The 21,494-nt window shown below is 59.3% G+C and carries 19 protein-coding genes and 1 pseudogene; 10 read left to right on the forward strand and 10 right to left on the reverse strand.

Annotation, left to right across the window (positions count from 1 at the left end; translation table 11 throughout):
- Nucleotides 1-39: 39 nt before the first annotated feature.
- From groES to BUS12_RS35610, 3 genes are all read right to left on the reverse strand, one after another.
- On the reverse strand, nt 40-330 hold the full coding sequence (gene groES, locus BUS12_RS35600; RefSeq protein ID WP_025496518.1) for a co-chaperone GroES: 291 nt from the start codon (nt 328-330) through the stop codon (nt 40-42).
- Nucleotides 331-845: 515 nt separating this feature from the next.
- Complete coding sequence (locus BUS12_RS35605; RefSeq protein WP_074302188.1) at nt 846-1,787, reverse strand: hypothetical protein; 942 nt, start codon at nt 1,785-1,787, stop codon at nt 846-848.
- A complete protein-coding gene (locus tag BUS12_RS35610; protein WP_074302189.1) occupies nt 1,784-3,928 on the reverse strand; it encodes a hypothetical protein in 2,145 nt (714 codons plus the stop codon). The genes BUS12_RS35605 and BUS12_RS35610 overlap by 4 nt, the downstream gene beginning before the upstream one ends.
- 1,006 nt (nt 3,929-4,934) lie before the next feature.
- On the opposite strand from BUS12_RS35610, the gene BUS12_RS39065 reads away from it, so the two are divergent.
- From BUS12_RS39065 to BUS12_RS38565, 3 genes are all read left to right on the forward strand, one after another.
- Entirely contained in the window at nt 4,935-7,151 is a 2,217-nt protein-coding gene (locus BUS12_RS39065; protein ID WP_074302190.1) for a hypothetical protein, read from the forward strand.
- Between the two features lie 100 nt (nt 7,152-7,251).
- On the forward strand, nt 7,252-7,500 hold the full coding sequence (locus BUS12_RS39860) for a DUF1360 domain-containing protein (protein ID WP_367117705.1): 249 nt from the start codon (nt 7,252-7,254) through the stop codon (nt 7,498-7,500).
- Nucleotides 7,501-8,055: 555 nt separating this feature from the next.
- Nucleotides 8,056-8,637, forward strand: a complete 582-nt coding sequence (locus BUS12_RS38565) for a hypothetical protein (RefSeq protein WP_143788578.1) — start codon at nt 8,056-8,058, stop codon at nt 8,635-8,637.
- 81 nt (nt 8,638-8,718) lie between these two features.
- On the opposite strand, the pseudogene BUS12_RS39715 reads toward BUS12_RS38565, so the two are convergent.
- The 5 genes and pseudogenes from BUS12_RS39715 to BUS12_RS35645 all read right to left on the reverse strand — a co-directional run.
- Nucleotides 8,719-8,838 (reverse strand): annotated as a pseudogene (locus BUS12_RS39715) (aldehyde dehydrogenase family protein); the annotation flags it as partial.
- Between the two features lie 15 nt (nt 8,839-8,853).
- On the reverse strand, nt 8,854-9,948 hold the full coding sequence (locus tag BUS12_RS35630; RefSeq protein ID WP_171991780.1) for a hypothetical protein: 1,095 nt from the start codon (nt 9,946-9,948) through the stop codon (nt 8,854-8,856).
- Between the two features lie 64 nt (nt 9,949-10,012).
- Nucleotides 10,013-10,492 carry a VOC family protein gene (locus BUS12_RS35635; protein WP_074302193.1) on the reverse strand — a complete coding sequence of 160 codons (480 nt, stop codon included), beginning with the start codon at nt 10,490-10,492 and terminating at the stop codon, nt 10,013-10,015.
- A gap of 55 nt (nt 10,493-10,547) precedes the next feature.
- A complete protein-coding gene (locus BUS12_RS35640; RefSeq protein ID WP_074302194.1) occupies nt 10,548-10,865 on the reverse strand; it encodes an ArsR/SmtB family transcription factor in 318 nt (105 codons plus the stop codon).
- A 44-nt stretch (nt 10,866-10,909) separates the two neighbouring features.
- Nucleotides 10,910-11,407, reverse strand: coding sequence for a DJ-1/PfpI family protein (locus tag BUS12_RS35645; RefSeq protein ID WP_074302195.1), 498 nt, complete (start codon nt 11,405-11,407; stop codon nt 10,910-10,912).
- Between the two features lie 408 nt (nt 11,408-11,815).
- On the opposite strand from BUS12_RS35645, the gene BUS12_RS35650 reads away from it, so the two are divergent.
- Together BUS12_RS35650 and mug are read left to right on the forward strand one after the other, a co-directional pair.
- Nucleotides 11,816-12,841, forward strand: coding sequence for a GlxA family transcriptional regulator (locus BUS12_RS35650; protein ID WP_074302196.1), 1,026 nt, complete (start codon nt 11,816-11,818; stop codon nt 12,839-12,841).
- On the forward strand, nt 12,838-13,368 hold the full coding sequence (gene mug, locus BUS12_RS35655) for a G/U mismatch-specific DNA glycosylase (protein ID WP_074302197.1): 531 nt from the start codon (nt 12,838-12,840) through the stop codon (nt 13,366-13,368). The genes BUS12_RS35650 and mug overlap by 4 nt, the downstream gene beginning before the upstream one ends.
- On the opposite strand, the gene BUS12_RS35660 is transcribed toward mug, so the two are convergent.
- Complete coding sequence (locus BUS12_RS35660) at nt 13,329-14,261, reverse strand: LysR family transcriptional regulator (protein ID WP_074302198.1); 933 nt, start codon at nt 14,259-14,261, stop codon at nt 13,329-13,331. The genes mug and BUS12_RS35660 overlap by 40 nt on opposite strands.
- Nucleotides 14,262-14,519: 258 nt before the next feature.
- On the opposite strand from BUS12_RS35660, the gene BUS12_RS35665 reads away from it, so the two are divergent.
- The 5 genes from BUS12_RS35665 (at nt 14,520) to BUS12_RS35685 (ending at nt 20,362) form a co-directional block, all read left to right on the forward strand.
- Complete coding sequence (locus tag BUS12_RS35665) at nt 14,520-15,194, forward strand: antibiotic biosynthesis monooxygenase family protein (RefSeq protein ID WP_074302199.1); 675 nt, start codon at nt 14,520-14,522, stop codon at nt 15,192-15,194.
- A gap of 105 nt (nt 15,195-15,299) precedes the next feature.
- Nucleotides 15,300-16,931 carry an MFS transporter gene (locus BUS12_RS35670; protein ID WP_074302200.1) on the forward strand — a complete coding sequence of 544 codons (1,632 nt, stop codon included), beginning with the start codon at nt 15,300-15,302 and terminating at the stop codon, nt 16,929-16,931.
- Nucleotides 16,932-16,943: 12 nt separating this feature from the next.
- Nucleotides 16,944-18,020, forward strand: a complete 1,077-nt coding sequence (locus BUS12_RS35675; protein ID WP_074302201.1) for an HlyD family secretion protein — start codon at nt 16,944-16,946, stop codon at nt 18,018-18,020.
- A complete protein-coding gene (locus BUS12_RS35680) occupies nt 18,017-19,558 on the forward strand; it encodes an efflux transporter outer membrane subunit (RefSeq protein WP_074302202.1) in 1,542 nt (513 codons plus the stop codon). Before BUS12_RS35675 ends, BUS12_RS35680 begins: the two co-directional genes overlap by 4 nt.
- A gap of 234 nt (nt 19,559-19,792) precedes the next feature.
- Nucleotides 19,793-20,362 carry a P-loop nucleotide/nucleoside kinase family protein gene (locus BUS12_RS35685; RefSeq protein WP_074302203.1) on the forward strand — a complete coding sequence of 190 codons (570 nt, stop codon included), beginning with the start codon at nt 19,793-19,795 and terminating at the stop codon, nt 20,360-20,362.
- Between the two features lie 179 nt (nt 20,363-20,541).
- Here BUS12_RS35685 and BUS12_RS35690 read toward each other — a convergent pair whose 3' ends face one another.
- On the reverse strand, nt 20,542-21,447 hold the full coding sequence (locus tag BUS12_RS35690) for a LysR substrate-binding domain-containing protein (protein ID WP_074302204.1): 906 nt from the start codon (nt 21,445-21,447) through the stop codon (nt 20,542-20,544).
- Nucleotides 21,448-21,494: the final 47 nt, after the last annotated feature.

Consider the following 21,494-nt stretch of genomic DNA (forward strand, 5'->3'; position numbering starts at 1 on the left):
GAATTCTTGGGATATAACCGGGTAAGTAGCGCTTTGCGCTTACTTCTGCACCACGGCCATGATGTCTTCTTCGCGCATCACGAGCAGTTCGCTGCCGTCGACCTTGACGGTCTGGCCTGCGTACTTGCCGAACAGGACGCGGTCGCCGACCTTCACGTCGAGCGCGATTTGTGCGCCCTTGTCGTCACGCTTGCCCGGGCCAACTGCCAGAATTTCGCCTTGATCCGGCTTTTCTGCTGCGGCTTCGGGGATCACGATGCCCGACGCAGTCTTGGTTTCTTGATCCAGACGTTTGACGATCACGCGATCATGCAAAGGACGAAGGTTCATACATACTCCTCTCTTGATTGAGACTGAAGAACGCTGAGAAAACCCGGCTGGCTGAGCCAACCGGCGATGTTGTTAGCACTCTCGTGCAGCGAGTGCTAATTATATGGACGGGTGGTGACAAATTCAAGAAGGAAGGGGGGAGGAAATTTTTGCGGGAAGCGTCGAGATTCACTTAGATGTGAACTCGCGGTGCGCATCCGTGCACGGCGATGACGCGTATCTTCCCTAACAAACAACGACTTAGGATCGAAGTCGCTGTTCTACAGTATCGCGCGTACCGTACGAGCCCGGACCTTTTCTTACTGCGTCCGGTCGCGAAAACTTCGCGATCAACGTTCGCTCCAGGGGTAAACCCAGGAACCGATCCCATTCCTCAGTCACGCTCCGGGAATTCAAAAAGCCTGATACGGGCAGCGGCCATCACGCTAGCACTATTTGTGTCTGGCGACTCCAGGTTCAGTTGCTCGATCAATTCATCGCCGAGCGATGCGATAACGACGGCGCAAAGGTCCGCCCTAGTGATACCGAAGAAGGACCAGACGATCCGGCCGCTCGGGGTTGCGCTCGTCGGAGAACACGCTCACAGCGGTGCGTTCCACCCAGGCTTCTCGCACCAGGTGCTCGACCGCATGTTCTGTGGCCCGGAACAAGCGCTCATGCCCGGCTTCGGTAAGAATCACAAAGCCGCAGAAGTCTCCGAAACGGTCGTAGTGAACGGCTGCCACCTTTCCTGTGCATTCGTGCTCTCCGTGATTCACTATCGGCAACCCGGAACCGGAGCCTTCGCGGGTGACTTTGCCGAGCTCGGAAGGCGGAATCGTATTCGGGTCTGTGCCCAGGTTCCAAACCAGGCTTTCGGTGTACTTCAGGTAGCGTTGCAGTACGGGCTTCCAGCGATTCGTTGCCGGAATGACGCCGAAGCGCCACTTCAACCACGCCACCAGCCGCTCTTGCTCAGACAACAAAACCTTATCCGGCTTCGCGGTGACCGTGTATTGAAAGGCGCCCTGCAGCTGGCGCCAGGAGAAAGTTTCCTTGCTCGATCTCGCCGATTCCGCTTTGGCGACGGACACCTGTGGCGCAGGAGGCGGAGGCGGCGGTGTTCGAGCCGTGGCGCTTACCTGGTTGAGCTGACGGACCGATACCATGAAGCTCCTGCCCTCCGGCATCGAAGGATGCACTTCGACGGAAAGAAGGCCAGCATAGCGCCCAGTGCCGGCCGGAATCGGGATAAGCGCCAGATCGCTCGCCGGGAACTGAATGGTATTCGCGTCCGTCGCAGTAAGCCGGTGCCGTCCATAAATCTTGTCGGCCAGCGAGATGATGGCTTTCGAAGAGACGGCAGGAAGATAGATTTCAGCGACGCTCTGCGCCGGCGTGCCCCGCCATGTGATCATGAGTACGTCTGGCCCCTGGTTGGTCGCCGAAGGCTTGATCTCGAAAGGATGAGAAATCATGGCTGCACTCCTAGCCAGGCGATGTTCCGCTGGGCGAGCTTATCGGTAGTGGACGTGTCCGCGCCGGTCGGAATCGGCGTGTCGTCGAACCGGATCTCCGCGACCAGGCACTGATGCGGGGCGACGGCAATGGCTCCATTGAGAGACTCGGTCCCGGTCCACGGTCCATCCCACCCGGATTGGCTGCTGGGCGGCGTGGGAATCAAGAATTTCGTCGTCTGGTTGACGTCCAACCAGCAACCGAAATAAGTGTCCACCTCCGCACCCGCCGAAGTCTCGATGAGCACGGCGTTAGGGGGATCGGTCTGGGTATTCATGTCAGCAGCCCCGTTGAGGTTGACCCTGGCTGTGGCGAAGCAGGGAACGGTCACGTACTCGCGCGAACCGGCAATCGTCTCGACTCCCAAGAGCGGAATCTTATGACCCGCAGTGCCATTGGTTCCCCAGCGATAGGTACCCTCACCCGTACCGACCTCGGCGAAATTCGTCACCGTGCTGGCCGCGCTGAAAAGTCGGAAGAAGACCCGCACCGGACCGACGGTCGTGGTGATGCTGGATTTGATCCTTACCCGGGCGACCGCGAAGGCAAACTGGGCGGGATCGCCTGCCTGCGGCGGCAAGAACGGAATGGCCGAAGCGTCTTCGCTCTGCGTGAGGGCGTTGTCGAACGTGTCGCCGTTAGTGATCTGGGTTGGCTTGTTCAGGTTGCTCAAGACCTGGTTGATGTAAGACACCGCCTGGCCGGCATCAGTGGGGCTCGGCACGCTGAACATGTCGTGCGGCTGTCCTGCCGTGACGGAGAATATCCGCAAATCGTAGCTCAACCACGAAGGGTAGGAGAGCGGGCTGATCGGGTTCAGATCCTCCATTCGAGGGTCTTCACCCTTTGCCAGCTCGATGTTCGCCTTGCACTGAACGGTCACCTTGGTGGTCGTGACGGGAGGGACATTCGTGTTGCCACCGGTGGGGACTTGCACGTTCAGCTCCGCGGACAATGTGACGACCGCGACCTCGTGCACGTTCAGAGCGTTAAACGCGTTCAGGTTGGGAAACGAGATATTGTACGGATACAGCAGGGTCTGATAATTCGTGAGTAGCGCGCTGTCGATAGCCAGCACTGGCGGTGCGAACGTATTCACGACCGGCAGGTTGTTCCGGATCGTCGTTATCTGAGACGAACTGAGGCTCTGATTGAGCGACGCATCGATCGAAACCGAGACGGCAGGTTGAGGCGAAAGACTGCTGCTGTTCAGATCCGAAGGTGCATTGAGACCAAGGGCATTGTTCGGGAAGCCAATCACCTCCAGATAGTAGGCCGGGTTCCACGTTGATGTGCTCTCGACTTCGTCTTGTCCGAACGAGGACTGTTCAAAGTCAAAAGACATGCCCATAGGGACCACAGATACGGTTTGTTGGGTCAAGGCAGAGCCGGTCGCGGGCGTCACGTCGCCATAAATGGCGTTGGAATCCTCGGCTGTGCCTGGTTCCGGGTAGCCACCGCAACTGTTGGTTTCGACTCCAAGCGAGCCCGACGATACCAGATAGCTTAGCGTTCCCGCCCCAGACGTAAAACTCGTCGGCGCACCGTTGATCGGGCCGACCACTACGGCCTGGGCGCCGTAGATGGGGAAGATCGCGTTGTTTTGGAACGTGTAGTTGGCGGTTGCCAGGTCGCCGCCGGGGGGCGTGTAGTTGAAGATCGCCTGAGTGACGTTCCCATTGGCATCGGTAATGAGCTGAATTTGCAGGATCGAACCCGCGAGAATCTGATTCGAGGGGGCCGATGCGAACGGAGAGGCGCCTGAGTCGTTCGGGATCACCGGCCGTTGGGGAACCGTATTTGGGGGATTCGGCGTGTAGCCGGATGGCCAGGTCTTCGGTCCGATCGTGTTCCAGTATTCGACCGCCCAGCTCACCTTCTGGTCGTTGGGATTGCCGATAATCATGGCGTATTGGAACCAGTTCAGGGTCTGATTCTGAAAGACCTGTCCCGCCTGAGGAAAGCAGTTCAGTTGCAATCCAAACCCTTTATTGCCGAGCGTGACCAGATCCTCGGTAACTTGAAACGTGACTGTCAGCCCTTGCAGGTTGTTGCACTGGCTCACGAGGACAACGTTGTTATTGCCGCTTAGAAAGCCCATAAGAACTCCTTAAGACTCCGTTGAGTCTTTTCACGTTCTTTCGGCCGCCTCCACTGGCGGTCGCCGACCTGGCGCTGGCCAAGAGGATACAAACGCGCTAGTGAGTCAGTGTCGCGACAAGTTCAGCGACGTATGGAACCCCCAGGCCCGTCACCATGTCGTACCCTTCACCTGCGCAATAGGCGCCGTTACTGCCTGCAACGGGGGATCACCTGTGCGACGTCGCGATTCTTGAGAACAGACATTCATAAGGAATGCTTATGAGTCAATTTACCGCTGTCAGATGCTCCGGTCGATGCCGCCGACGACAACTCTGTCCGGCCGTGCGGCTCCGGCCACGCCGAGGACTATAGTGGAAAACCGGGAGGACCACATTTTTCAATCCGAAATTAACCAGGTAATGGCGCAATTACACTGAAAGCCCTGAAAATGTTCGCTAACAAGTACAGGAATATTTGAATATAAAATCACATACCTCTTTCGTTCTCGAAGTGTTTCATTAAGTTTCCACGCTGATGCATCAAGGGACTTCCGAAAATCCATCCACTGACGACTTCAAATTGGTTCATATATCTAATATATGAACCAGAAATTTTCAATTCACGCACATCCAACTTGACATCTGACGAGGAAGGACTACCGTTATTTTCATAACTTTTAAAAATTAACTAATTCGAAGCGCACGCTCGAACGGAAAACGCGCGCTTGACCAATGCCGAATTGATTTTCACCTGGCGAGAGAATCTTGAGCACCCATCCGCGCGAACCTTACGCTCGCGGATGAACCCGTGGATCACGCCCACACAAGAACAGGAAGTTACTGTCCGGCCCCCTTTAGTGTTTCTGTTGACTGACAGCTCTGTGATTTTGCACGACCCTGGTGGCAGGCTCGGCGGCGAGCAGTGATTAGTGCTCATGCCCGATAAGCGATTTCGGAATGGACTGTAGAGCGGTCCGCCAGCGGCTTTCCCAAATACGCCAAATACGCTCACGCGAGGAACATCTCATGCCAACGACCAGGAAATCTGTGGAATCGGTTGAGTTCGAACGTAAGCGGTTTCTTCCGCTACTGCTCGCAAACCCAAACTATTTTGGAAACATTGAGAACAGCCCGCTGAAACCGGTGAAGACAATTGTCGCCAACAGTTCTTATGAAGAATTGAAGTGCGTTGGCCTCAACCCCCAGCTCAATCGTCTGGAAGGTGTGATCTGGATCAAGCAAACCGCTGGGTATGAAGGCGGCATCTGCACGAATGGTTCGCTGGAATACGTTAGCTTTTTCCTCTCCTATGACGACGGCTCGACATGGCTACCGCAAGGAACGACAAGCTTCCCGGTCTACGATGTTCCGGGTCCACACCCACTGGAATATGCAGTAAGTGTGGTGACCCAGCCTGACAGGAGGTTTTGTTTTGTCAATAACCTGCCGCTGGTGAGGGCAATTCTTTCATGGAGTACGCCGCCGGCCGGGCCGAACACAATCCCGGTATGGGGGAACGTGGTGGATGCCCGAGTTCAGGTTGACGCCTTCCGGCTGATTGTCGATTTCCCAGACTTGTTGAAGGCGGCGGAGGTCAGTCTGCCACCGTCCATTGACAGCCTGGTCTCTGAGACGGCCACGGTAAAGTTGCGGGTGCCTGCGGCGCTAACCGCTGCGGAGCTGAGACAGCTATATGCGAAATCCAACGTTCCTGCCCATCGCTTCCTGCAAAATTTAATCCAGAAGGCCGTCCAGAATCCGACGAAACTCGCGACGATGAGTGCGTACTTTAGCGGGCTCGGAATCGACGTTAGCGCAGTAATTGGGGCTTTGCAGAGTACTAGCGGTAACACCGACTATGAGCAACTCGGGTGCATCGGACTAGACGAAGGCACTGGGTCACCGGATGCGCTGGTAGGAACTCTTGTGATCAAGCTTCCATCGGGTTACCTGGGGACTCCGTGCTCGGCGGGAAGCAAGGAGTATGTCGCGTTCTGGATAGACTGGGGCAGTGGCTGGCAATGGGCAGGAACGCCGTCGGTAAACGTCTATGACGTCTCGACCATTCCTAGAGAAGGTCTGAGCTATGCGGTGTATCAGCCCGTTGACCTGAATTCGCATCGAAAGCCATGTGGAGATGGGCCGCTGACCGCAACGGTTCGGGCGATTCTTTCGTGGGACATCCCCCCACCGTCCTACGATCCGGACTATGTTCCCGTATGGGGAAATCGCCTGGAAACACTGATCCTGGTCAATCCTGGTGTAAGTACACAGATCGGCGACTTCACGCCTTACCTGACTTCGATTTGCGGAGTACCGATTTGCAGTATCGATCAGACGTCAGGTTGGGCGTATCCGGGCGCCGGCGACGATCCCTTTGGCGCCTCGGTCTCCATTTCCGGTTCCATTCCCGGTGCGCCGCTATTCAGTTGGCCGCTACCCGCTCTCCCCAAGTACCAGATCACGGTTCAGGAGATCGATACCGCGACAAACAGCCTGCTAGGCAGCCCGCAAATCGTGACGGATCCGTTTTCAATCTCGGTTATGCAGGAAATTGGAGGCGGCGTGACTACCAGCTTCGGTTTGACGCAGAACGCGCTGAGCGGCTATTTCACTTACCAGCAAACTAACCCTAGCCCCGCCGGTTGGAGGATCGTTTCTTCACCGGGCCTCCTCGGCGTATGGAATACAACGGGAAAGACCGGAACGTGGTTGATTGCGGTGACAGCGTGGGATGCGACGCTGACGACACAGTACACGGCCGGGACAGTCCTCTGCAGTTTGGACGGAAAGACGCGCCAAGGCGTCGTGATCGATCTCGATCAGTTGGCGCCGGTTCCTACGCTCGAAATCACCGGATACATGCCCGGTGGAGTCGAGCCGTGCATACCGGCCGCAGACTGTCAGACTTTTACGATAGGCGACGTGATTTGCGGCACGTATAGCGTTACCGACGAACACCTCGGCGGTTTCTCCCTTAACGCAGAGCCAACGCCATCACCGGGCTCGGGCTTCACCATCGATGGAACCGCCGGCAACGGGCTTTCGTATCCGGATGCAGCCCTACCGTTGGCTGGGAAGAAATCTGGTGTATGGACCTACAACACGGCCGGACTACCGGCCTGTGGTTACACGATCCAGCTATTCACGAACGACCGAACGATCGTGGACTGCGACGGAGACTGGCAGGATAACAGCAAGTTCGTCGGCTTCTGCCTGGTGGCACCGCCCCCCGGAAAGTAGGAGGTGCACCAGCTTGACGGACCTTTATCGCCTCCTGCTTGGCGTGTTGTGCGTCTGGCGCATCACGCATCTCTTCCAGGCCGAGGACGGCCCTTGGGACGTGGTCGCCCATCTACGGCGAGCAGCAGGCGATAGTTGGCTGGGGAGAATGCTCGATTGCTTCTACTGTTTGAGCCTATGGGTCGCGGCACCGTTGGCGTGGGTTATCGGACGAACCGCGATCGAGCGAGTTTTGATGTGGTTGGCGTTTTCCGGCGGGGCGATTTTGGCGCAGCGGAGTACTCGTGGATCGACTGAGGAACCGCCACCCACTGTCCAGGCCGCATACGAAGAGGATCGGGAGGATTAGGAAGATGGCATGTTGCGGACAAAGGCGAGCGCTAGCATCGACGAATGGAAAAGCGGTTGGAGCAAACCGCTCTCCACCGATTCCGCGCGGCGTACTCTACGAATATACCGGAACGAGCCGGATGACAGTGACAGGATCCGTGAGTGGCTTGAAGTATCTTTTTGGCCAGCCAGGTGCCCGGGTTCAGGTCGATCCACGCGATGTTTTTTCGATGGCAGGTTTGCCCAATCTTCGGCGACTACGCTAGTCAACCGTGGCACGTTGCAGGAACCTGTCGCTCGATCCCGGTCAAAGCGGGCGTCTGCTTTTGACCGTCGATATGGCTTACAAGCCGCTGAACCCGGCTGCTCTGATGCGAACGCAATATGATTAGGTACCCTTATCATTTTACAACCGAAACTCCACCCACTGCACTCAGGCCCGTTTGGACAGCCTCTGCAAACTCGGCCAAGACCGATTCACGTGGTGACCTTCCACCATAACTTCTTTGTACCGTCCGCTACGGTCTGCTATGGTTGTCATAGAGCACACTCGCTGGCATCCAAAGGGCACAAAATGGCCGATCGCGAAAATTCGCCAGGATTCTGGCAGACCGTGCCAGGTGTTTTGACTGCGATAGCCGCCGTCATTACCGCTCTAGGGGGCATGTTTGTAACGCTGAAGACGTTACAAAGCACACCCAATCTTCCGGCGTCGTCCGCCAGCGGCAATGCCGTATTACCTTCCAGCCAACCCCAGCCTGGTCCGCCCCAACAGCCGAACGTGTACTCTAGCGGCACGCTGGTCGTTCGAGGTACTTGGTCATATGACCTGGATGCGGGTACCCAGACAACCGATCAAGCTCATGCAGACTTCTTTTGGGAGCAGGTTACCCCTGTGAGGCGCCTTCTAGTGCCAAAAAGCGGCGCTCAATTCGACGTTGTCGGTATAAGAGATTTCAAGTCTGTGCGATACGCGGATCTGAAGCGCTTCTCGTACTCGCCTGATCAGATCGACGGTAGCGATATGCCGTCTAATCGGATCCCGCAAGGGACGGTCGTTGCTTATCGGACCAAAGCAGGACGCCTCGGCAAATTCGTCGTCGAACAATATGGCTATAACCTTTCGATCGAATGGGTAACCTTCGCGAACCAATGAATAGGTAAGTTGCGCGGAGCGCCTCCGGTCACATTCCTCTGTCATGCTCTGGGAGTTCGCACCGGACCGTCCTCCGGATACACACGATTTAACTTCGTCATCGAGGTCGGAGTCAGCCAGAACAATGACGGGCGCGTTGCCTCCCAGGTCCATCGTCAGTTTTTTCAGCCCTGCGGACCTGGCTATCTTTTCACCGGTTGCGAACCCTCCGGTTGTCTAATCCGAGGAGCCCGGCGGCGCCGCATCGACCCCCGGAACCAACGACGCACTCCCCTGCGCCGCACCGCATTGATGGCAATGCGGGAAAAAGAAGAAATTGCGCCCACCGCATCCACACAGATTGAACAGCCTCAATCCGCAATGCACGCAGAACGTGGAGTCGTCGCCACCGAGGTTCCATTGTTTGTCGCACGACGGGCAGCGTTTCTTTTCGAGTGAACGAACGGCCTTCTCGTAGCCGATCGTGCGTGCGCGCTCTCCCTGGTCCTGCTGCAATTCCAGTTGCTTGCGCTCGGCATAGCGCTGAAACGCTTTCAGCATATAGAGGCCGGCAAACACCGTGAGCGCGATGCCGACCAGCACCCTCACATAGCCGCCGAAATTCGGCAGATACGGGACCAGTTCGATAAAAAACGCGCTCAACGCAAACAGACCGAAACCATACACGAAAGGCCAGTAACGAACCTTGCGGTAGCGAATGAACAGCCAGATCGCGATCAGCAGAATGGGCAAGGTCAGCGCGAGGCGCAGGCCAAACACCTGCAACTCATAGTGCCGGGTCGCCTCGTCGAAGCGCTGTTCGGCTGCTGCATCCTCGCTGGCGATTTGCACGTCCAGCTGACTCTGCTGCGCGACGAGTGCCCGTTGCTGGTCGCCGATCGCGTCGATCTGATGCTGCCAGTCGATCGTCACGGCCTGCAGCGAGTCCAGCTTGCGGGTTCTCGCGAGCAGGTCAGGGTCCCGTGTGCTGTCGCCCGTCACTGAGCGCGTGGCCAGCCAGTTGCGGAAACTCTCCTTCTCGTCCGCGTACTGCTTCGCGGCGCGTCCGCGCGCCACCTCCAGGGTTTCAGCCTTTTCATCGAGCGTGTCGCGCTGCGCCTGCAGGTCGCGTCGTGCTGCATCCAGCCGCGCCTTCGCCGGTGCATCCGCGAATTGCTCCATGACGGGCGGCCCGCCATGGGGTGCAAACTCCATGTCGCGGATCACGAGGCTGCCGAACATGTTCAGAAACACGGCGAAGACGATGGCGATCGCCCATGATGCAAGTCGTAAGAGCCGCGCGGGACCGGTCAAACCGTCGCTGGAGGTCATCATTGTTTTTAGCCTCGGTGGAATGGTAGAGCTCAACGACGAGTTGCTTCGCTGACGCTACGTCTTATGTTTTGACCGCCGCCGCGCGCTCTATCGTAGCGATATCGATCTTCTTCATGGTCATCATCGCGTCCATCGCACGCCCTCCGGCATCGCGATCGGACCCGCTGACGAGCTCAAGCAGCCGCCTGGGCGTGATCTGCCAGGAAAAGCCCCAGCGGTCCTTGCACCAGCCGCAAGGCGCCTCCTCCCCGCCGTTGCCGACGATGGCGTTCCAATATCGGTCAGTCTCTTCCTGGCTATCCGTCAGGACGATGAAACTGACCGCCTCATTCGCCTTGAAGGCGGGGCCACCGTTGAGCCCCAGGTAGCGCCGGCCCAGCACAGTGAACTCGATCGTCAGCTCCGCGCCTTGCCCCACGCCCGGCTTCGGCGACACATGACCGGCACTAACATGGCTATCGGGGAAGGTAGCGGCGTAAAACTCCGCAGCCTCACGCGCTTTGCCTCCATCGAACCACAGGCATGTTACAAGCTCAGTCATCGCAACCTCCTTGTCGGACACTCGAACCGTCGAGTGGCTTCAATAATACTCGCCGCTACAGATGCAGTCTGATCCCTTCCGCAAAGGCGTGAATGACTGCTTCGCATCGCGCCAGAAGCATCCACTGACCCACGCGGGTCGACACCAGCAATCGCGCCTCGATCAATGCCGCGACGTGCGCCGATACGGTGGACTGAGAGAGCCCGCTGCGCGCGTGAATTGCATTTAACGGCACTCCGCAACCCACGTCGAAGGATCCTTGTACGAAGTAGGCGTTCGGCGTCTTCAACCACTTCAGGATCTCGCGCCGGAACGGGTTGGCGAGCGCCTTATGAATCAGATCCTCGTCAAGCGCCGCTTGCGACACACACATCGCAGGAGTTGGACTGCCCTGCGAAGGACTGGTTGGGTTTTGAGTCATGGTTGGCTCGACAGTGACTTGACGATGCTTCTGGCGAACGCTTCGCCAAGGTCTTCCCTGACGAAAGCCAAGGCCATCTGGATAGCGTCACCGACACCGCGCGACGAGTACACGTTGCCGTCCTTCAGGCAGCGGCGGTCGGCAAGGCCGGCACGCGCGAGTAGAAACGCCCCGTTCGACACCGATGCGAGCCTTCGCACTCTGCACCCGGCATCGCCAAGCCAGCGCACCAGTTCGCGATGCTCGCGCCCCGAGCCGATGAGCGGCGAACCGGGCACCACGACGATGTCGAATGCAGTACGAACATCCGACAGACACTCCGTCGTGCCCACCGCTAAGCCACTCGAGCACAGCACGGGCCCCGGCGACGTTCCCACGAGATGTTGCTCATACAACGTTGCGCCGCACAAACGGTTCGCTTCGTGGAAGACATCCATGGGGCCCGTCACTTCGAGCAGCCGAAATCCTGCGTACAACATCATCGCAACCTGCATGCGCCGTCACTCCTTGTGCTGGGTTACTGTTCCACATCAACGCAGACCGCGACTTTTGAAGCGGCGGCGGCTGTAGCCGAATCCACCAGGTCAAGTCTAATCAGCAGGCATGGGAGAAGAAACACGTGGATGACGCGACGCCCGGCCAATTCACGTGAGATTTCGGCCAACCCGGAGCCGAACGCAAGACTAGGCGCAGGACCACGCGCGACCCGAATCCCGCCGTCTTGTTACACGGACGCAAAAGTCAATTACCGGTTAGCACATCCCTCTTTCCGGACCATTGCGGTAAGCTGCGATACCGCTCGTCGATACAGATTAGTCAGCCTGGCCCAGTCCTCCGGGCGAAGCCAATCGAAGCATTGCCGGTATCGGAAACGGGTCTACTCACTCCACCAAGGTCACGGCATGAAAGTCGCCATTGTGATATTCGATGGTGTCCAATCGCTCGATGTTGCGGGCCCCCTCGACGTATTCGCGGAAGCCAACACGGTCCTGTCCGGCCAGCAAAAATACGAAGTCTCGCTGGTGGGGCCGCGGGCCGGCGCCGTGACCTGCTCGAACGGCATGCAACTCTCCGTGCCGTTCGGCTATGCGGATCTCGACACGCAATGGGACCTGCTGCTGGTCGCGGGCGGCCCGCAATTGCCCGATGCTCGACTGTCCGGCGACTTCCTGACCTGGCTGCAAAATCAGGCGCGCGACGCGAAACGGTTCGGCTCCGTGTGCAATGGGGCGTTCGTGCTTGCGCATGCGGGACTGCTCGACGGCAAGGAAGTGACGACGCACTGGGCAGACGCAGGCCGCCTCGCTCACGAATTTCCGCAGGCGCGTGTACAGCCCGACAAGATCTTCGTTCGTGACGGACGCCTCTTTACCTCGGCGGGCGTAACGGCCGGCATCGATCTGTGCCTGTCGCTGGTCGCCGAAGACTGGGGACACGAACTGGCGGTGCGTGTCGCCAAGCGGCTGGTGGTGTATATCCAGCGCGAAGGCGGCCAGTCGCAGTACAGCCCGTATATCGGCGCAGGAAGAGACGAGGATCCGATCATCGGCAAAGTGCACCGTTATGTGACCGAGCACATAACCGATGCGCTTTCTATCGAACAGCTCGCAGAGGCGGTGGCAGTGAGCCGGCGGACCTTCTCAAGAGTGTTTTCGAAGTATGCGAAGGTGACACCGTCCGTGTTTGTCGAGCAGGTTCGCGTCGACACCGCGCGCAAGCTGCTCGAAGACACGGACGCACCGCTAAAAACCGTGGCATTCAAATGCGGCTTCCGCAACGCCACGCATATGCGCACGACGTTCTCCCGACGGCTGGATGTCACCCCGAAACAATATCGGCAACGCTTCCGCGGCGAGGCAGGCCAACAGCCGTGGACGAATAACGGTGCCGGCAAGCAGGTCTCTTTGCAAGGACTGTCTCATCTGTGACTGACGCAGCTTCCCTTCCATCGCTTCCCGATGTTCTCGAACCAGGCTTGCCGTTGATATTTTGCGGCATCAATCCGGGGCTCAGCTCGGCATCGACAGGTCATCACTTTGCAGGTCGAAGCAATCGCTTCTGGCGAGTGCTGCATCTGGCAGGTTTTACGCCCGAACAGATTCGTCCTGAGGACAGCCACACGATTCTTCAATACGGTTGCGGTCTCACCACGGTAGTCCCGCGGCCCACCGCACAGGCCGCCGAACTCTCGCGAACCGAAATTGAACTCGCCGGCGAGGCCTTCCGGCAAAAGATCGAGCACTACGCCCCGCGCTACGTCGTCTTTCTTGGCAAGATGGCGCTCGCGGCGATCTCCGGCACACGCGATCTTCAATGGGGGCTGCAAGCGGAGCCCTTCGGTGGCGCACACGCGTGGGTCGTGCCGAATCCAAGCGGACTCAATCGGGCCTTCGACCTCGCTGCACTGGTAGCCGCCTACCGGGAAGTTCGCGTTGCAGTCGCATCCATGCCCTGAAGGTGGGCGTTTTCGCGTAGTGCCTCGGTGACGAACTCCACGAAAGCGCGAATCTTGCCGCTGGTGCTACGCCGCTCTACATGAAGCAGGCTCACCGGAATCGACTCGGGCTCGAACGACGTCAGGATGGGCTGGAGGCTGCCATCGAGCACCTCGGGCGCCGCCTGATACGACAGCAACTGGATGATCCCCACGCCGTCGACGGCTGCAAGCACGGCAGCGGGACCAAGGTCGACAATCATTCGCGGCTGAAGTCTCACAGGCAACCTTGAGCCGTTCTCGTTGAACACCCATTCAAGCGGCGACGAAACGCCCGTGAAAGACACGCAGTGGTGGTGGGTCAGATCTTTAGGGTGAAGCGGCTCTCCATGCGCGGCGAGATAAGCGGGCGCCGCATACGTGCGACGCCGCACATGGCCCAACGGAATCGCGAATGTCGATGAGTCGCCAAGGTGCCCGACACGGATGGCAATATCCACGCCCTCCTCTAACAGCCGTGTCGTGCGATCGGCGTACACCGCATTGATGCTGACGTCCGGATAACGCAGCGCGAAAGCGTTGACCAGAGGCGCCACATAGCGCTGACCAAACAGGACCGGTGCGGAGACGGTCAACGTACCCACTGGATTGAGCGGATCGGCGGCAATGGTGGCTTCCGCATCCGTGATGGTGTCCAACACCTTCCTGCAGGCTTCGAGGTAGGCCAAGCCTGCATCCGTCGGACGCACCGAGCGTGTCGTCCGCGCCAGCAGATGCGTGCCGAGACGCGATTCCAGCGAATTGACCGCCCGCGACACCGCGGCCGCCGACATCGCCACTTTTTCGGCCGCGCCCGTAAAACTGCCCCGGTCGACGATGGCTACAAAAACCTCCATCTCACGCAATTTGTCCATTCGCTTTCCACCCTGATCAAGACGTCCTCGTGCCGTCATTCTATGCGTTGTGATCCGCAGGGTGACGATCGGACCGTTCGCATGGCCGTTACGCAAAGGACTCTTTCAGCCGGTGAGGGTTATCGGAACCTTCGCAAACCGGTTGGCAAAATTCGCAAACTCATTGGCCCAATACTCACTAGCGTGGACTCCAAAGAATTGGGCCGATCCACCACAATGACTTCACGCCGTACAGCCCAACCAACGAACGAGGTCCTCATGTTTACCGCGATGCTTGAAGTTCACCCCATCCCCGAACAGTTCGATGCCTATCTCGGCATGGCCAAGATGCTGCGCCCTGAACTGGAGAAGATCGACGGGTTTATCGACAACAACCGCTATGCCAGTCTCACACGCGAGGGTTGGCTGCTTTCGCTGTCGAGCTGGCGCGACGAGAAGTCGCTCATCCGCTGGCGTAGCCAGGAGACGCACCACAAGATCATGCAGGCTGCGCGCGACCGGGTGTTTTCCGACTATCGCTTGCGCATTGGCCAGACCGTCAGCGATACCCAGGTGCCCGCGGGACAGGTGTTGCGTGAGCAGCGCCTGGACGTCACCGAGGTGGGCCAAGGCACGGCGGTGACGCTGCATGACGGCAAATTCTCGCCGGAGTGGCTCAAGCGGGCTGGCGCAGATGCGGTGGCGAAATCGCTTGGCGTGGATACAAGCGCGCCGGGCCTCGTTTCGTGGGACGTATTCGACGCACTGATGGCGCCAGGGGATGCGATTGCGGTGGTGACGTGGCGTGACCATGCGGCAGTGGAAGCATTCGAACGCAACGCGGCGAAAGCGGATGTGTTGCGCTTGCGGAATATCCGCATCATCCGGCAGTACGGCATGTTCGATCGCCGGGAAGCTCCGCAGTATTTCAAAGAGGCACAAGCGAAGGCGTAAGCCAGCCGCGTTCCGTTATCGAGGTTGGAGGACTTTCATTTTTCATGCGGCTTCCAACCACGATATTTAGATATCCGATCTAATCTTGGCAGCAACGGGATTCCTATGAGCAGAGACAATGCCTTGGCAACTGGAGCACAAGCGCCGAACGTCGCGGCGTCGCCCGCGTCAGTGCCCGCAGTAGTGCCGGCGACAGCGGCCCCTGCACAACTTGCGCCGAAGCAAGCCACGCTTTCGCTGCGTCTCGCCATCGGCCTCGTCGGAATGTTGCTGGCGTCTCTCCTCGCCATTCTCAACGAACAGGTCACCGCATTGTCCATGGCGGACATTCAGGGTGCGCTCTCGATCGGCCATGACGACGGCACCTGGCTGACTGCGCTGTTCGAGGCGGCCAATGTCGCCACGATGGTGTTTGCACCGTGGTTCGGCATCACCTTCACGCTCAAGCGCTTTACCATCGGCGCCGTAATCGCGACGATGCTGCTGGGGTTCCTCTGCCCCTTCGCGCCGAACCTGCCGACGCTCTATGTATTGCGCGTCATGCAGGGGATGGCCGGCGGATGCCTTCCGCCGATGCTGATCATCGTGGCGCTGCGCTATCTGCCGCCCAAAGTAAAGCTGTACGGACTCGCCGGGTACGCGCTCACTGCCACTTTCGGGCCGGCGCTCGGCACACCGCTCGCAGCGTTGTGGACCGAGTATGTCGGCTGGCAAATGGCCTTCTGGCAAATCGTGCCGCTTGGCCTCGTCTGCTGCGTGGCGATCCAGCAAGGACTGCCGCCCGATCCGCTCAAACTCGAACGGCTCAAGGACTTCAACTGGAGCGGATTTCTGCTGGGGTTTCCAGCCGTCGCGATGCTCGTGATCGGTCTTCTGCAGGGCGATCGTCTCGACTGGCTCGACTCCGGGTTCATTCGCGTGATGTTTATCGGGGGCGGGTTGCTGCTGGTGACGTTCCTCGTCAACGAATGGTTTCACCCGCTTCCTTTTTTCAAGCTGCAGATGCTTTCGCGCAGAAACTTTACGCACGGCCTGACGACGCTTATGGGCGCCGTCATTCTGCTGGTTGGTGTGGCTGCCATACCGAGCCAATATCTCGCCAAGGTTCACGCCTACCGGCCGCTGCAAACAGCGCCCTTGTCGTTGCTGGTTGCGCTCCCGCTATTGATTACGCTGCCTCTGACGGCCGCTGTGCTGAATCTGCGCCGGGTCGACCACCGCTGGGTGATGGCTATTGGACTGTGCCTGATGATCAGCACCTGCCTGATGGGAACCTTCATCACCTCCGAGTGGATCCGCAACGATTTCTACTGGCTCCAGTCCTTGCAGATCGTCGCGCAACCCATGGTGATCCTGGCGATCCTGATGGGGGTCACGACGGGCTTGCCGCCGACAGAAGGTCCGTTTGCGTCGGCGATGTTCAACTCGCTCAAGACATTTTCCGCGGCGGTGGCGACGGGTCTCATCGAAGGGTTGGGTACCGATCGCGAACGCCTTCATTCGAACGTGCTCGTGGACCACCTGGGCAATCACGCGCTTGTGACGAGTCAAAGCATCGACGCGACGCCGGGACTCGGCGAACTTGCACACCGGATCCACGAGCAGGCAGTGGTACTCGCCTCGGCGGATCTCTACCGGGTCATGGCGGGAGTTGCCATCGCCCTTCTTCTCCTGGTGCTCGTGTTACCCGTGCGGATTTATCCGCCGTGGTGCACGACGCCCCCCTCTTCTCGTTAAGGGACGGTCATCATGTCATCCGTTGCTCGCTCTCCCCTCAGGATTATTCGTGTCGCCGCTGTGGCTGTCGTACTCGGCGTTGGTGCATGGGCTTGCTCGAGCCTGTCAGGCAGCTCGAATACCGAATCCACCAACGATGCTTATGTCGACGCCGATTTCACGCTCGTGGCACCGCGTGTGTCCGGCCAGATATCCGACGTGTTCGTCAAGGATAACCAATCAGTCAAGGCCGGCCAATTGCTGGTGCGTATCGACGACCGCGATTTCAAGGCCGCGTTGATGAGCGCAGAAGCGGACGTGACGGCGGCCAGGGCGTCCGTCGCAAACTACGACGCCGAGATCGCGCGGCAGCCCTCGCTCGTCGAGCAGGCGCGCGCGACACTCAAGGCCGATGATGCATCGATCGGGTTTGCGCGTGCCAATGCTGCGCGCTACCAGAACCTGTCGGATGCCGGCGCAGGCACGGCAGAGGAGCAACAGCATGCTTCGAGCACGCTCGCCGAGCAACTCGCGCAGGAGGCCCACGATGGGGCCGTGCTGGCGTCTACCGAGCAGAACCTGAGCATCCTGCAGACGCAGCGCGACAAGGCGGCCGGCGCACTCGCGCGCGCCGAGGCGGCGCTCGATCAGGCGCAGCTCAATCTCTCCTATACGGAGATTCACGCACCGGTCGACGGCAAGGTCGGACGGCGCTCTGTGCGAGTGGGCGCGTTCGTGACGCCAGGTGCGCCGCTTCTGGCGATCGTGCCGCTTTCCGATGCGTACGTCGTCGCCAACTTCCAGGAAAACCAGATCACCCACATGCGGCCTGGCGAGCGCGTGCGGATCAAGGTCGACAGCTTTCCGGGCGTGGTGATTCACGGGCGTGTCGATAGCCTTGCTCCTGCAACCGGTGTGAGCTTTGCGCCGATCGCCCCCGACAACGCGACGGGCAACTTCACCAAGGTCGTCCAACGCGTGCCGGTCAAGATCACCCTTGACCAGGGTCAGGAGGCAGCGTCCGTGTTGAGCGTGGGGCTGTCTGTCGAAACGGAAGTCGCCGTCGGTCAGCATGGCGATGCGTCGGCCGAAACGGGAGAGGCAAAATGAAAGCGAGCGACTTTTCCTACCGCGCGTTAATGCTGGAAATATTGGCGTGCCTGGTGATGGCGGGCTGCACCGTCGGACCGGATTTTCAACGCCCCGCGACGTCCACGCCGGCGCAAGTCTTCGATCGCACCCAATCTGAGCAAGCGCCGAGCAAGGCCGTCGAATCCGGTTTCAATTCGGACTGGTGGACGCTGTTTAACGATCCGACGTTGAACGCCCTCGAAAAGCAACTGGCCGACGCGAACCTCGATGTGGCCGCGGCGTCGGCGCGTCTTCGCCAAAGCCGGGCCGAACAGCGTGTGGCGGGTGCCGCGGAATATCCCACACTGGACGGCGCTGCTTCGTACGACCGCGAGCGCGGCAGCCCGAACGGCATTCTCGGGCTGCTCGGGGTAAGCCCGACCGACACCCCATCGCAATCCGCTTCGGGCGATACACCGCTGGGCGTGGCGCCATTGCCTGGGTCCAAGGGTTCGCCGGCTTACAACCTCTATCAGGCCGGCTTCGATACATCCTGGGAACTCGACATCTGGGGCCGCAATCGACGCGGCGTCGAAGCCGCCTCCGCCCTGGCGGACGCTTCGTACGAAGACCGGAACGCCGTGTTGTTGTCTGCCCGCGCCGAACTCGCGCGGGACTATATCGAGTTGCGCGACACGCAATCATTGCTTCGGATCGCGAAGCAAAACCTGGAGATTGCTCGCGACACGACGAAGCTCACGCAGGTGCGAGCGCATGAAGGCGTGACGACGGATCTGGACGTGGCCAACGCTTCCGCGCAGGCGGCGTCGATCGAAAGCCTCATTCCCACGCTCGAATCGCGCTGCACGACTACGATCAACGCGATTGGCGTCTTACTTGCCGAGGAACCGGGCGCACTTGCGCAAACGCTCGGCGAGCCGCACGACGTGCCCGCGCTGCCGGCTCAGGTGCCGATCGGCTTTCCGTCTGAACTGGTGCAACGCCGGCCCGATATCCGGAAGGCGGAAGCGCAGTTGCATGCGGCCACGGCGTCGATCGGAATGGCAAAGGCCGACTTCTATCCGCGCATATCGCTGAACGGCAGTGCCGGTTTCCAGAGCCTTCAGCTCTCGAGCCTCGCCAACTGGGCGTCGGGACAGTTTGTTGTCGGCCCCTCCATCACGATGCCGATCTTCGAAGGCGGACGCCTCAAGGGGACGCTGCACTTACGCGAGGCGCAACAACAGGAAGCTGCGATCGACTACAAACGCACCGTACTCGAGGCCTGGCGCGAAGTGGACGATGCCCTTGTCGTCTATGACGCCGAGCAGTTGCGCCGCGACCGGCTCACGGCGGTGGTTGCCCTGAACCAGCGTGCGCTCTCGGTCGCGCAGCAGCGCTACAAGGCTGGAGCACTCGATTATCTCGACGTGCTGAACGTGCAGAAGCAACTACTCGATGCCCAGAGCAATCTGGAACAAAGCCAGGCGACGGCCGCCGCGAATCTCATCACGCTCTGCAAGGCACTGGGCGGCGGCTGGCAATCGACTTACGCCGATCCGTATGCGTCGCGTTGATGGTGGACGGCAATGCTTGGGTGGGAGCTGGCCGTCCGGCGATGGGGTAGCGGCTCCTGCTTGTCTCGTTCGGTCCGCTGCACTATGCTTCGGTACATGAACCGATTCCACATCAACTCGATTATTCACGCCGCGAGAGTCCCGGCGGGATAGCGATTGAGTTGACAATACGCCATCACAACCCGCCCAGAAGGCGGGTTTTCGCTTTCTGGGCCCTAATCGGAGTGCCAGGAAATGACGAGTGAGAGCACGTTGGCCGATGAAGTTGAATTGGGTAACCCAGCCGTTCTGCATATGGTCTGCGGCAAGATTGCCGCGGGCAAATCCACACTGACCGCCCGCCTCGGAAACGCTGAGCGGACGGTGTTGATCAGCGAGGACGTGTGGATCGCACGTCTCTATCCGGACGAAATCCATACGCTCGCCGACTATGTGCGCTGTGCAAGTCGCATCAAGACGGTCCTCACCGGGCACATTCAGGCGCTCCTCTCGGCAGGGGTTTCCGTGGTACTGGACTTCCCGTTTAACACAACCGACACCCGTGCGTGGGGACACGCATTGTTTCGGGCCGCCGGCTGCGAACATCAGCTGCACTATCTGGATGTGAGCGACGAGATTTGCAAAGCTCGTCTAAGGGCGCGGAACGCGTCAGGCGAGCATCCATTCCAGACATCCGATGCGCAGTATGAGCTGATCACCCGCTATTTCGTCCCGCCCGCGCTCAACGAAGGCTTCGACATCGTGGTGTACGACGAGACAGGGAATGTCCGTTGTCCAGGCGCGCACGATCTTCAGCCCAAATAAAAGTCCATTTCGTCCGATATCACGAAAGCGATTGGACCTTTATCGGTGTTGACACTCCCGCGACCATCAGGCCATCACGCAGGACCGGGTAGTCGGCACACAGATTTGCCGGACCGAACAAGGCATCAGCCGGCCGATTCTGGGTTCCGCACTGGGGCAGTGGCGTCTTGTGATGCGCGTCAGGCGCTGCTGCAAGACGCCACGCCCCGGGCTTCATGAAGAATCCATTTCGCAAATGCCTGGAGCGGCGCCTCGCTCAACTCGATAGGCTCAGGAAGAACAAGGCAAAAGTTTTTAGCGATCGTTTTGCTGTCCGGCCAAGGCGCGAGCAGACGGCCTTGTTCAAGCTCTGCCCCGATGTAAAGACGCGGCACCAATGCAACACCCAAGCCGGCTAGCGCCGCCTCGATGAGCATGGAGTGGAGATCGTAACGTGCGCCAACCGCCGAATTGGTCAGCACGATACCGGCCTCTTGTGCATAACGCTGCCATGCGTCCGGATTTTGTCGTCGGTGAAGGCGCGGCAGTTCATCCAGCGATAGGTTCGCATCGGCGCCTGCGAGAAGCGCCGGACTACAGACAGGCACCAGCACCTCCTCCAGCAGGCGATGCACACGCATACCCGCCCATGCTGGATGCTCGAAATGGATTGCCGCGTCGAAACCGCTACCAGCAAGAATGAAGGGTTCCATGCGTTCGGCGATGTGGACGGTAATGTTCGGATACTGATGTTGAAAGCGTTTCAGTCGAGGGATAAGCCAACGGGTGGCGAAGGTCGGAATCGCGGCGATATCAATGCTTGCGCCCTCGATAGGCTGCCCCATCAGATACAGGCTGTCGCGTTCCAGCCGGTCCAGAATCTCGCGAACCTGCACCGCGTATCGCGTGCCGTTGGGCGCAAGCCGAACCCGATTTCCAATGCGTTCAAACAGCGCGACATTCAAAAACGCCTCCAGGCGACCAATCTGACGACTGATGGCGCCCTCGGTCAGCGCTAATTCCTCGGCCGCGCGGGCGAAACTGCCGTGTCGTGCCGCGGCTTCAAAAGCCAGCAGCGCGGAATTGCTTGGGATCTTACGTCGCATTGGGTTCTCGCCGATTGATATGCGCTCGACGTCAGCTTGATCAAACG

Origin of the sequence: Paraburkholderia phenazinium (genome assembly GCF_900142845.1) — a bacterium.
Classification (GTDB): domain Bacteria; phylum Pseudomonadota; class Gammaproteobacteria; order Burkholderiales; family Burkholderiaceae; genus Paraburkholderia; species Paraburkholderia phenazinium_A.